12 protein-coding genes and 1 pseudogene are annotated in these 13300 nt (G+C 36.0%); 3 read left to right on the forward strand and 10 right to left on the reverse strand.

The annotated features are described in order from the left end of the window. Positions 1 to 211 precede the first annotated feature (211 nt). Positions 212 to 772 carry a Crp/Fnr family transcriptional regulator gene (locus IPP64_12075; protein ID MBL0330125.1) on the reverse strand — a complete coding sequence of 187 codons (561 nt, stop codon included), beginning with the start codon at positions 770 to 772 and terminating at the stop codon, positions 212 to 214. A 236-nt stretch (positions 773 to 1008) separates the two neighbouring features. Between IPP64_12075 and IPP64_12080 the strand changes: the two genes are divergently transcribed. The 3 genes from IPP64_12080 (at position 1009) to IPP64_12090 (ending at position 6359) form a co-directional block, all read left to right on the forward strand. Beyond that, the gene (locus tag IPP64_12080) at positions 1009 to 3270 is read left to right on the forward strand and encodes a helix-turn-helix domain-containing protein (GenBank protein ID MBL0330126.1); all 2262 of its coding nucleotides are present in this window, start codon (positions 1009 to 1011) and stop codon (positions 3268 to 3270) included. A gap of 180 nt (positions 3271 to 3450) precedes the next feature. Then, positions 3451 to 5103: a peptide MFS transporter gene (locus IPP64_12085; protein ID MBL0330127.1), complete on the forward strand. Its 1653-nt coding sequence runs from the start codon at positions 3451 to 3453 to the stop codon at positions 5101 to 5103. Positions 5104 to 5201: 98 nt separating this feature from the next. Beyond that, positions 5202 to 6359, forward strand: a complete 1158-nt coding sequence (locus IPP64_12090) for a tetratricopeptide repeat protein (GenBank protein ID MBL0330128.1) — start codon at positions 5202 to 5204, stop codon at positions 6357 to 6359. Between the two features lie 105 nt (positions 6360 to 6464). Here the strand turns inward: IPP64_12090 and IPP64_12095 are convergent, their stop codons facing one another. The 9 genes and pseudogenes from IPP64_12095 to IPP64_12135 form a co-directional block, all read right to left on the reverse strand. After that, a complete protein-coding gene (locus IPP64_12095) occupies positions 6465 to 7517 on the reverse strand; it encodes a metallophosphoesterase (protein ID MBL0330129.1) in 1053 nt (350 codons plus the stop codon). Between the two features lie 271 nt (positions 7518 to 7788). After that, positions 7789 to 8085, reverse strand: a complete 297-nt coding sequence (locus IPP64_12100) for a DUF2752 domain-containing protein (GenBank protein ID MBL0330130.1) — start codon at positions 8083 to 8085, stop codon at positions 7789 to 7791. A gap of 60 nt (positions 8086 to 8145) precedes the next feature. Further along, on the reverse strand, positions 8146 to 8424 hold the full coding sequence (locus IPP64_12105; protein MBL0330131.1) for a hypothetical protein: 279 nt from the start codon (positions 8422 to 8424) through the stop codon (positions 8146 to 8148). 148 nt (positions 8425 to 8572) lie between these two features. Continuing rightward, positions 8573 to 9051: pseudogene (locus tag IPP64_12110) on the reverse strand (dephospho-CoA kinase). Between the two features lie 2 nt (positions 9052 to 9053). Then, entirely contained in the window at positions 9054 to 9926 is an 873-nt protein-coding gene (locus IPP64_12115) for a hypothetical protein (protein ID MBL0330132.1), read from the reverse strand. A 217-nt stretch (positions 9927 to 10143) separates the two neighbouring features. Then, positions 10144 to 10425 (reverse strand): preprotein translocase subunit YajC, encoded by a 282-nt coding sequence (yajC, locus tag IPP64_12120; GenBank protein ID MBL0330133.1) that lies wholly within the window; start codon positions 10423 to 10425, stop codon positions 10144 to 10146. Positions 10426 to 10538: 113 nt separating this feature from the next. Then, positions 10539 to 11006: a DUF1573 domain-containing protein gene (locus IPP64_12125; protein MBL0330134.1), complete on the reverse strand. Its 468-nt coding sequence runs from the start codon at positions 11004 to 11006 to the stop codon at positions 10539 to 10541. Between the two features lie 38 nt (positions 11007 to 11044). Then, positions 11045 to 11992 carry a transcription antitermination protein NusB gene (locus tag IPP64_12130; protein MBL0330135.1) on the reverse strand — a complete coding sequence of 316 codons (948 nt, stop codon included), beginning with the start codon at positions 11990 to 11992 and terminating at the stop codon, positions 11045 to 11047. Positions 11993 to 12086: 94 nt separating this feature from the next. Continuing rightward, a complete protein-coding gene (locus tag IPP64_12135; protein ID MBL0330136.1) occupies positions 12087 to 13136 on the reverse strand; it encodes a Glu/Leu/Phe/Val dehydrogenase in 1050 nt (349 codons plus the stop codon). Positions 13137 to 13300 lie beyond the last annotated feature (164 nt).

Here is a 13300-nt window from a genome sequence, read left to right on the forward strand (position 1 = left end):
TTCTTTCTTTCTTTTGATTCTCCAAAAGAAAGAAACAAAGAAAAAGCGACCACGAAAACCAACCTAAAGCTTTTGTTTTACACTCAAATCTCCTCGCTTGGAGGCCACAAAACTTTGGGTTCGCACTTTTCGTGGACGTCTCCCCGCTGCTCCGAAATACAATTTTTAGATAAATAAGAACAGCCTCAATTTTGAAGAAAAACGTGCATCACTATACTTCTGCTCTAATCCGACTCAATGTTTCTTGTGTGATTCCGAGATAGGAAGCAATTTGTCCTAAGGATGTTCTTTGTAATAAGGAAGGTTTTGATAAGAGAAAATTTTGATAACGCTCTTTGGCGGTTTTAAATTGAAGACTCAACAAACGCTCTTCTAATTTGATATAGTAATTTTCTGTAATGATTCTACCCAATCGTTCTGTTTCCGGAAATTGAATATACAACTGTTGTAACGCAGAAAAGGAAACTTGTGTTAATACGGAATCTTCCAAAGCTTCAATTGTTTCAAATGAAGGTTGTTTGGAAACAAAAGCATAAAAACAGGTTGCAAATTCGCCTTCCTGTGCAAACCAATTCGTAATTTCTTTCCCATCATCCAAATAAAATCCACGTAACAACCCTTTTTCCACAAAATATAAATCATTGCAACGGCTATCAATTTCAACAATGGTATTGTTTTTTGAAACATGAATCTGCTTGGTGAGCTGACTCAATTCCTTTTCAAGCGACTTTGAAACGGATAATACAGAGGATAAATGAGAGAGGAATGTCATGTAACAAAGCTAAATAAAAATCACTAGCTTTAACTTATCTAATGCATTGAAAATTAAAAATGACACCAATGTATCAACAGGAAAAATAGTGATTAACTGATTCGTATTTGTTAAAACTTAGCATAAAAGAATACATAAATGGCAAGAACGATTTTTATGAGAATAAATTGCTTTATCAATAATTTGCCTTGTATAATTTTTAGCACTAATTTCGAAGGATAATTTATATAACCTTTATGACAGAGATTCGTGCGGAAAATTCAGTTGCAGCCATTGCCTCCAAATTCATCAACAACACCAATAAGAATGTTTTTTTAACCGGGAAAGCCGGCACCGGGAAAACCACCTTTTTAAAACACATCATCAAACACACCTATAAAAACGCAGTGATTGTTGCACCAACAGGGATTGCCGCAATCAATGCTGGTGGCGTAACCATCCACTCTCTTTTCCAATTGCCTTTTGGGGCATTTGTTCCGGTTCGCGATACCACCATCGAATTTAATGAACATATAAAAATAAATACCCCCAACACCCTATTCAAAGGATTTCAACTCAATGCCAGCAAACGAAAACTACTTCAAGAATTAGAACTACTGATTATTGATGAAGTAAGTATGCTGCGCTCCGATTTACTTGATGCTATTGATACCGTTCTCAAAAGTGTAAGAAGAAAAAATCAATTACCATTCGGTGGTGTTCAAGTTTTATTCATCGGTGATTTATTACAATTACCTCCGGTAGTAAAAGAAGACGAATGGAGATACTTAAAGTCACACTATAAAAGCGCGTTTTTCTTTGATGCAAAAGTGTTACAAGAAAACAAACCCTTATACATCGAATTGGATAAAATATATCGTCAGGCTGACAATACATTTATTTCTATCCTCAATAATTTAAGAAGCAATCAAGTTACCACAAGTGATATTGAAACACTCAACTCCTACTACAAACCGAATTTCAGTCCGAGCGTAACCGACAACTACATTCACCTGACCACCCATAACAACAAAGCAGATAGCTTGAATCGCGAATCCTTACAAAAACTGGGAGGCAAATCCTATTTTTTCAAAGCAGAGATTACAGGTGATTTCAATGAATACTCCTACCCTGTTGAAGAAAACATGGAATTAAAAAAAGGAGCTCAGATTATGTTTATTAAAAATGACCCAACCGGAGCCCAACGTTTTTTTAATGGGAAAATCGGCATCATTTCAAACATCAGCGAAAAGCATATTGAGGTGAGTTTCAGCGACAACAGCAAACCGGTGAACATCGAAAAATACGAATGGCAAAATATCAAATATGCCATCAACGAAGCGACCAATGAAATTGAAGAGAAAATTAACGGCACCTTCACGCATTACCCAATTAAATTAGCCTGGGCAATCACCGTGCACAAAAGCCAAGGACTTACCTTTTCAAAAGCCATTATTGATATTGGTCAAGCATTTGCACCGGGACAAGTTTATGTTGCGCTTTCGCGATTAACTAGTTTAAATGGGCTTGTGCTATCATCACCCATCAACACCAATAGCTTAAACATTGATGCCAACATCACTGCTTATTCCAATTCAAAAGAAAGCGATGAAACATTAACGAATTTATTTGAATCCGAATCGTTTTTGTTTTTTCAAAATTACATTGTACAGTGTTTTAATTTTGCGACTTTAAATCATGCCTTAACCACGCATATTGAAAGCTATCAAAAAGACGAACAAAAATCTGCGAAGCAAAAACATTTCAATTGGGCATTTGAACTAAAAAAAGAAGTGGATGTAGCCAAATCCGTCTCCGATAAATTTCTGAATCAACTCAAACAGATTTTTCATTCCAAACAACCTGATTATAAAGCGCAACTCCAAACACGAGTTGAAGCGGCTAAAAATCATTTCAGTCCGATTTTAAAACAATTCTCAAAAACAGTCCTCAAGCAAATAGAAGTATTAAAAGATGAGAAGAAAGTAAAAACCTATTTGGAAGAGCTTGCTGAGCTGGATGCTATGTTTTTCAAACAAGTCCAACTGATCAATAAGGCAGATGCAATGGTAAAAACAGCCACTGAGAATTCTGAATTTTCAAAAGATAAAATCAATACTGCCGAAGAAAACAAAGAACGCATTGCCGAGTTAAGTGCTATTGGTCCGATAAAAGGCAATAAGAAAGAACGAAAAAAGAAGGACACCGAGAAAAAAGAAAAAGTAGATACAAAGAAAGTTTCCTTTGATTTATATAAATCAGGGAAGACGATTGATGAAATTGCTGCAGAACGCAAAATGGTTCCCATGACCATCGAAGGACATTTGGCACATTATGCGGGACTCGGACTCATTGATGTGAAATTATTTGTGGAAGAAGAAAAAATGAAAAACATCATCACGGTTTCCAAAACCTTAGATACAACGTTGTTTGGTCCCATCAAACAATCATTAGGTGATGACTACTCCTATTCTGAAATTCGCTTTGCAATGGCGTGGTATCAGAATTCGAAGAAGTGAAATCTCGCAAAAACATCATTACAAGGCGTCATTGCGAGGAACGAAGCAATCAGGAGACGCGCTAAAAGAGCTCAACTGGTTCTCGATACATTTCTTTCGCTGCCGCTCCAGAAACACTCGAACTGACAGAAAATTTCTCATTTTTTTCCTTATATTTGAAAAAGAACTAAAATCATTGTTATGGCGGAAAGAATTCACCCAAAAGGATTACCATTTTTATTTTTTGCAGAAATGTGGGAACGATTCGGTTATTATTTAATGATCGGAATTTTTACACTTTATTTAAAAGATACGGTAGATGGTTTCAGCATGACAGAAGCGGAAGCCTCTGATTTATATGGAACATTCATCGCCTTTGTGTTTTTAACTCCTTTTGTAGGTGGCTTGTTGGCTGATAGAGTTCTTGGTTATCGTAAATCCATTACCATTGGCGGACTCATGATGGGTGCAGGATATTGTTTGATGTCCATTCACAATTTACCAATGCTCTACATTTCCATGCTATTGGTCATTTTAGGAAATGGTTTTTTCAAACCTAACATCTCTACGCTTTTAGGAAATCTATACAATGAACCTAAATACAAAGCAAAAAAAGATGCCGGCTATAGCATCTTTTACATGGGAATCAATATTGGTGCCTTTGTTTGTAATTTTTTTGGTGCAGCATTATACAATATGCTTGGCTGGGGTGCTGCATTTATTGCTGCCGGTGTAGGAATGTTTATTGGGATTATTATTTTTTGGATCGGTACAAAACATTACAAGCATGTGGATGTAATTAAACCGGTGCAAAAAGGAGATATGCCATTGGGTAGAATTTTCGGGGTTATCCTTTTACCATCCATTGTGTTTGGATTCATTGGCTATTTTTTAAATGGAATAACATCGCCCACCAATCCTGGCGGAAACTTTGTTGGTTCCGATACCACCGATGCCTTTCTATTAGGTTGTATTCCAATTGTATTTTTTTACGGACGATTGTGGTACAAATCCCCGGCATATGAAAAACGACCAATTGCTGCGATGTTAGCAATTTTTGCGGTTGTAATTGCTTTTTGGGCAGTGTTCAAACAAAACGGATCAACACTCAATACCTGGGCTGATCGATACACCGACAGAGAAATTCCAGCTTCTATGGTTCCTGCATTGGGAGCACTTGAACTTGTTGCAACAGTTAAATACGAAAAGGCAGAACGCGTGGTGATGGACAATCAATTTCGTGTGGCGGATAAATCCAAAACCGAAATCGCTTATCCACCCTATTTCAAAAATATGAAACCGGAAAACCTTCCTGCAGAAGGTGCGGAAGTAAAATTATTTAACACGAATTTATTTCAATCCGTTAACCCATTTTGGGTAATTGCATTAACACCATTGGTTTTGGCCTTTTTTGCTTTTCTGCGAAGAAATGGGAAAGAACCGAGCACACCAGCAAAAATCGCTTACGGATTAGTAATATCTGCTCTTTCAACCTTAGTGATGTATGCCGGAGTTATCGCCAGTGAAAATGGAGAAATTAAATCTTCCGCTTGGTGGTTTATTTCTTCCTATGGAGTAATTACCATCGGTGAATTATTTTTAAGTCCAATGGGATTATCACTTGTTTCAAAATTAAGTCCGCCTCGCCTCACCGCTTTAATGATGGGTGGATGGTTTTTGTCGACCTCCATCGGAAATAAATTATCCGGGGTATTGAGCAGTTTATGGGATGGTTATGAAAACAAAGCCAATTTCTTTATTGTTAACTTTTGTTTATTAGGCGCTGCGGCATTATTGTTGTTCTTAATGTTAAAATGGTTAAACAAAATCTTTAAAGAACACAATGTTGGATAGCTGAAAGGCGATAGGCAATAAATAAATAAAATAATAAGCGAAGCTTATAATTCATAAAAAAATCATAAAAAACACTACTAAAAAAATCATTTTTTATCATGAAAATCATAAAAAATCTGCGTTCCCATTGTGTTTCAACTAGCCACCTAAGCATAAATCAACTACTTTTCATATTTCTTTTTATCGGCTTCTCAGCCACCGCTTCTGCACAAGAAGAAGTGAAAGCCACTGTTGATACAAATGATGCGACTGGATTACTCATCAAAGCTGGTAATTTCAAATGCGACTCCGCAGAAGCTAATTTTAAAAAAAATAATCCGAAAGTGGCCAACAAATTTTACTCCGAGGCGATTAAAGATTATAAAAAAGCGGTTAAGCTGAGTCCAACCTCTGCCGAAGCAAATTATCGACTGGCTTTAGCACAAACAAAAACAAAGGAATACAAAGCAGCCATTCTCAATTTCGACAAAGCACTCTTAGCCGATCCAGAACGGGGAGATTTTTTTCGTGAACGCGGTGTGGCTCAAATGGGTTTAGGAGTTGACTCCATAGCAATAAAGGATTTTAACAAAGCGATTGATAAAAACTATGACGATTACCAAGCTTATTATTATCGTGCGATGATAAAATACAAAGGTAAAAATCCACAAAATGCATTAGAGGATTTAACCCATGCGATTGAGTCAAAGCCCAATTATAAAGAAGCTTACCTTAGAAGAGGAAAAATATATTTGGAGCGTGTAAAAGACTATGTATTGGCATTAAATGACTTCAACAAATACATCGAATTGGATCCGGATAACATGGAAGCCTATTTGTTAAGAGGTAAAACCAACTACTACGGTGGTGCCTATAAAAGTGCTGAAAAAGATTTGTCCAGATACATTGATATGGAACCAAACAATGTTGATGCCTTAATAACAAGAGCAACTGCCCGAATTAACTTAGCAAATTATTCCGGTGCCGTACGTGATTTGGATGATGCACTAAAAATTGATCCCAAGAATGTGATTGCACTCATGAACAGAGGCACCGCAAAAGGTGCGATGAAAAATTATACAGGAGCGCTAGAGGATTTGGACATGGCGATTAAACTAAAATTCGACTATTCTTCTGCGTATATCAATCGCGCTTTGGTAAAATATTCGAACCATGATAAAAAAGGAGCTTGTAAAGATTTGGAAAAAGCGGATTCGTTAAACAACGAAAAAGCGGCAGACTTGCTGGAGCAGTATTGTAATGATGGGAGGAAATAAATTGATGGAAGATGGGAGATGGTAGATGGAAGATGGAAGATGGAAGACGGAAGACGGGAGATGAAATAAACTAGAAATTTTACATTTTACATTTTACATTTCCCACTAATACCCTTCTAAAATCAATGGGTTCTCCCCTACACGATAAATGGTCGTGGAAACGTATTTCCCATCAACATATTCCAACTTTATAAACCCGGTTGTTTGATCGTCTTGAAAAACAGAATTAAACTTTTTTCGTTTCATCAAATGTGAACGTTTACTTCCTGATCCACTGATAACATAGCGATTCCCATTTTCCTTAAAGCATTGTAAATTGTGCTCGTGTCCACTCGCATACACAATGTTCTTGTGTTTATTTAAATATTGAAACATGTTTTTTCGCATCTTCCGGTAACGAGGTTGCGCCATGTCCTGAGAATACAAGCGGTTGATTCCTAACAAGCCAAACAGCTGAAAAGGCGTACAATTGATTAAAAAACGAAAAGGTTGTTTTGCTTTTGCATGCTGTCCGTTTGAATACAACGGATGATGCGCTGCAATGATAACATGTTCATTCTTCATGGATGCGTAAGCCAACAAACTATCCAAACGTTGATAAAAAATCTTTTTTGTTTCCTTTTTTGAACCAATCGAATTCTTTTTATAAAAATGCAAGAACCATTGTGTATCAATAATAATTAACCGCAATTGATCACTCAGCATAACTGTTTCCGGACCGGGCAAACCATCCTGAGGTAGAAATGTTGTTTGACTTTTATTGGCAACAGAAGAATTTTTCTTTAAATAATCCTCAACATAGAACTCTTGGTCTTTCAAAATTTGCAAGCCATTTCGTTTTTGAGCTTCCCAATCGTGGTTACCGGGAATAAAATAAACTTTTCCTTTATACTCTTTTAAAATTTGCAATTGAGCTTCCAAATGCAATACAGATTCTTTGCTATTCTTTTTTAATCCGTTTGGATAAACATTATCACCTAAAAATACAACAGCACTGTTCGGATGAGCCAATAGCTCTTCTTTTAATAGTAACAATGCCTTACCAGGAATGGTGTCTTCACCGGCATCACCTACTAAATAAACTTTGTAGGGAGTCACATCTTGAGCAAAAGACTCACAAAAAAACAGAAGAAAAATGTATTTTATATAATATTTCATACGATGTCGTCCCTACGGGACTTTTGCATGGTTAACAATTTTGGTGCTACCTGGATTCAATCCCTACGGGATTATCATTTTTCAACAATTCTGTACACAAACTATTTTTATTAATGTTACCTGGACTCAATCCCTACGGGATTATCATTTTTCAACAATTCTGTACTTAACCTGTTTTTTCTAAATGTCCCAGAGGGACAAAATATCGATAAACTACACCACCAAACAACGTTTAAGTCCCGTAGGGACGATATATTTCCGATTCAAGCAGCTATAATACCATTTTTATAAAATAGCTAATCAATACAATCGCAACAGTTGAAATAAATGAGTATTTAATTATTGTAGCCCCATTTTTAAATTTAAAAATTAAATGGAGCATCGTAAACAACAATGTAAAGATAGTTGGTAAAAGAGCAGGATACAATTGAAAACTCTCCACAAAATTACCTTTCAACAATTCAATAACAGAACGTTGCATCCCACAACCGGGGCAATCCACACCGGCAATTGCCTTGTAGGGGCAAGTCATAAAATGATTTTCGAGCCAATGAATAATGGATTGCATCTTTTTAAAATAAAAAAGTCTCCCGAAATTTCGGAAGACTTTTTATGAGAGATTGAAGAATTATCTAAATGTTTCCCAAGGCAATCCGGAGATAACGCTACCGATGATCGCAATGTAAACAATGAAGAAAATTAAATAACATGCAGATAAGCACAATCCAATGATGGCACAAACTCTACCGGCCTTCATATTTTTAAAAGACGCTTCGGTATACATTCCCGGATTCGTTTCGTATAATTTCTTTGCTTTACCAGATAAAACGAGTGCAATGATACCTAGAATTAATCCAATGATACCATAACAAAAACAACCAACAATAGAAATGATTCCTAAAACCAAAACTGCTGTTGAGTTCGGTAATTGTTGTTGTCCGAATTGTTGACTAAATTGTTGATTTACGCTTTCTTGGTTGGGTGTAGCTTGATTTTCCATAGTTGTTTTTTAAATTATCAATCGAAAATAGTAAAGAATTCGGAGATGGGCAAAATTATTTATTGATAAGCGCTTTATGAACGTCCAAAACCTGCGGTATCAAAAGAGTTTGCTCATCATTTTGAATCACAAAATCCGACCGTTTTACCTTTTCTTCATCATTTAGTTGAAGTTGCATTCGACTTAAAATTGCTTCTTTTGTGGCTCCATCACGTTTAATGGTCCGCTGAATTTTCAAGTCCAACGGTGCCACAACCGTTATCACTTTATCAACTTGTTTATACGCTCCGCTTTCAAACAAGATAGCGGCTTCTTTTAAGATATAGGGGGCTTTTTTCGATCGATGTTTTTTTCTTCATCCAGTATAGAGTTACCAAAAAGCGCTACGACTTGTTCCTTTACAGCCATATTTTCAGCAAGGAGCTTTTTTGATTCTTCATCCGAATAATAAACGGGAATGCCCAGCAATTCAAACAACTTGCAAACAGTTGTTTTGCCACTTCCTATTCCACCAGTAATGCCAAGTTTCAGCATGTTTATTTTCGGATTATGTATTCAACTTTTTCGTTACTCAATCGCACAGAGCGAACATTGGCAGGTGATTTTACTAAAAACACTTTTAGCTTATTGTTTCCGGGCTCTATCTTGGTATAATCTACCGCAACTCTAAAATCACTTGCATTCACTTTCCCATACTCATCAAATGCAACTTGGTACTTTATTGTAATCTTATCCGGAAAGGTTTTCATATTTAATCCAGCGGGTAAATTCACAACCTCAACCGGCAGCTCCAACACCGATTCCGTAAACTTGGTTACATTGATTTTCGCTTTTACAGTGTTTTGAGAAAATTCAATCTTTTTCATCGAAGAATCTTTAAAAAGTTTCAAATCCAAGACCATCGATTTATTTACTTTGTGGACTGATACCGGAATGGTTTGAACAAAATTTATTGCTCCTAACACATTCGATGACCCTGAAATTTCAACAAAGCTCGGTTCCAACAAAACACTATCTGTTTGATGGTATTGTTCTTCAAAATCGAGGATGATGGATGCTTTTACCGGAACTCTTTTCGTAATCTTTTTATTGTAATTTATAAAAACAGTATCCGGTACAATATGAACCACTTTGATTGCGCTATTAAATTGGCTTGTTACTTTGTCCAATCGATCATTACAATTGATATAAAAATTGTTTTTTATCGAAGTCGCTTTTGCGTCTTTGATATCTAAAACAACGGTTTCCTTCTGTTGCTTTAGTTTGTAGATTAACAAATTAAAACCAGTTGAGCGAATTTCAACATCAATCATTTCCGGCAATTGATTCACAATCAATTTATCTTTCGGTAGATTAATATATTTAACAGGAAAGCTAAGAGAAATGGAATATTCCTTTGATAACGACATCAACAACCAAATAAAAATTGAAACCAATAGGCAGAAAATAAAAGTGACCGCTCGTCTGTTTGAACGTGCAGCATCCTTTAGATTTGTTTTAGTAGTTTTATTAAATATTGATTTCAATTGGTCGCTTGCAAATTAAAGTTATGTGTTCGCATAAAATTACAAAAAAAGCGTTGAGCAATCCAAATCACTCAACGCCCATGAAGTAAGCTATTAAATCTTATTTTTGCTCTGCTCCCAACAAAGTGGAAGCATCCATTGAGATTGCACTCTTTTCAATTTTTAATTTCACACCACCTTCTACAGTAATCATAAAAGTTGCTTCTTGGATATCTGCAATTTTACCATGAATACCACCAATCGTTACAATTTTATCACCAATTTTAATGTTCTCGCGAAATTTCTTTTGTTCTTTTGTTTTTTTCAACTGAGGGCGAATCATGAAAAAATAAAATACTACGATAATTAATACTAACGGAAGAAACTGACCTATTTGACCCATAATTGCTTGTTTTTTTTAATTGATTACTTAATTATATAATTTTCATTGTTTTCTTTTCACTTAGTTACCTAGTCACTTAGTCACCTAGTCACGTTGTTACCTAGTCACTTAAACTATTCCTCTTCCGGCACATCAACTGTTGCACTAATCGTCAACACTTTCGTACTGGGTGTACAATTGGTAACCAAGGTAACTGTTTTTTTTACCAACCCTGATTTTCCACTACTTTCAAATTTTACATCAATTTTTGCTGTTTGTCCTGGCTTAATTGCTTCTTTCGGATAGTTTGGAATGGTACAGCCACAGCTTCCTTGAGCGGAAGAGATTACTAAATCGGAGCCACCGGTATTTTGGAACATAAATGCATACGAAACGGTTTCTCCTTGTGTAATTTTGCCAAAATCGTGCACCTCATCTTCAAATGACATCACGGGAGTTGAGCCTGGAACAGCTTTTCCTGAAGCCGTTGCTGGCACATTAATCACATCAGAAGAAATCGTTCTGTCTTCAGAAGATTTATCTTGTCCGCATCCAACTGCCAGCAATGAAACTGCGAACGCTAAAATTAAGTTTGTCTTCATTGTATTTATTGCTATAACATTTTTTCTTTTCAACACCCTTACTCCATCAATCCTCTACCCATTTTATTGAGCTTATCCCCTGCTTTAAAATCGGCTACAATTTTATCTAAAATTCCATTGATGAAAATTTTACTTTTCGGAGTACTATACATTTTTGAAATTTCAATAAACTCGTTTAAAGTAACCTTTACGGGAATACTGGAGAAATGCAAAATTTCGGCAACAGCCATTTTCATCAACAAAACATCCATCATGGCAATGCGCTCCACTTCCCAGTTTTTTGTTTTATCGCCAATCATTTTTTCAATCTCATCGTTGCGCATTACGGTTTCACGAAATAAATCTTTCACAAACAGCATGTCCTCTTCTTTGTCTTTGTATAACGACATAATTGGAGCATCCGGAGCAGCATCTTCTTTTGAAGACTCAATCAACTTCACCACCATTGGATTTACAATGTAAATATCATCTCCCCAATGCAAGTTTTTCTCTTCATACAAATGATTCAACAATTCGAAATCAGCAATGGATTCTTTAAACATCTCTAATACAAAATCGCGGTGGGTATTAAACGAATCATCCGAAACATTCATGAATTTTTCAAACTCAGGAGATGCTTTGATATTATTGAAAATCTTTTTTACCAATTCAAATTCATTGTTCCAATTAATTCTTCGGTTATTAATTTCACGCTGTACATGAATATTTTCCGCTAACTGGTTAATAAACTTATTCTCAATAAATTTTAAATTGGGATTCAAATCGTGTTCGGTAGGAAGTCGTTTTACTTTCGCCTCTTCCATCAACACGGTAGCCACGTGTCTTAATTCAATTAGAAACGCAAGCTGATAAATAAACAGGTCATAGATTTTATCTATTCCGGCAAATAATTCCTTCTCACTTCTTGCAATGTCTTTTGTGTCGGATTGAAAAAATCCGTACAACGCTTGCATCACCTTTATTCTTAAATACCTTCTGTTTAACATATCAAATAACTATGTACGAATGACTAATTTACTCCATCGAACCTGCCTAACGCTGGCAGGTTAAGAAAACATATACGAATTACGAATTCTGTTATTAAAACTTCACTTTAATTTTACCAATATCTTCCAATCGTTTTTCAGCAAGGCGATTTGCAGCCATATAGGTTGGAATGTTTTGTTCTTTGGATAATTTAAAAATATTCAAAGTAGTATCATAAATTTTTTCAGCATGTGCCATTGCGCGCTCACGGTTATATCCTTCTAACTCATAAAACACATTGATGATACCGCCTGCGTTCACAACAAAATCAGGAGCATAAATGATGTTTTTCTCTATCACCATTTTCCCATGGACATTTTCGTCTGCCAATTGATTGTTAGCAGCACCACAGATAATGGAACACTTCAAACGATTTAAGGTATCCGTATTAACGGTAGCACCTAAAGCACATGGCGCATAAATGTCCATATCCATATCGTATAATTTATTTCCATCGGCAATCACCTCTGCACCTGTTTCTTTTGCGATTGCTTTTAAACGCTCTTCATTGATATCAAAAATGGAAACTTTTGCTCCTTCTTTTACCAAGTGTTTCACCAAGTTTTCGCCTACGTGACCGATTCCTTGAACCACCACTTTTTTGCCCGCCAAGCTATCATTTCCCCATTTCTCTTTTGCAGATGCTTTCATTGAAAGGTAAACACCATACGCAGTAACCGGAGAAGGATCTCCACTACCACCCATATTTACAGGCAATCCACTTACAAAATCAGTTTCCATTTTAATGTACTCCATATCTTTTGTGCTCACTCCAACATCTTCAGCAGTGATATACTTTCCGGATAAACTGTTTACAAACTTACCGAATCTGCGCATCAACGCTTCATTTTTCTGTGTTTTTGAATCCCCAATAATCACTGCTTTTCCACCACCTAAATTCAAACCTGCAACCGATGATTTATAAGTCATCCCTCTTGATAGACGCAATACATCTGTCAATGCTTCCATTTCATTGTTGTACATCCACATGCGTGTACCACCTAAACTCGGACCTAAAATCGTATTGTGAATTGCTATAATTGCTTTTAATCCAGTATCGTTATCGTTGCAAAAAACCACTTGCTCGTGATTGTTCAAAGTCATTTGAGCGATCACAGGATTTTCTGCCAGAGGAGATTTTTTTATATCCAGAACTTCCATGTCTCTTTTTTGTTAATGAATTAGTAGAATGGTGGTTATTTTTTTAAGTACTTTTGAACCGCTAAAAATACCGCCTGTATTTTATTTGACCGCAAAATTATATTTAT

It is taken from the genome of Bacteroidota bacterium (assembly GCA_016722565.1).
GTDB lineage: Bacteria > Bacteroidota > Bacteroidia > 2-12-FULL-35-15 > 2-12-FULL-35-15 > 2-12-FULL-35-15.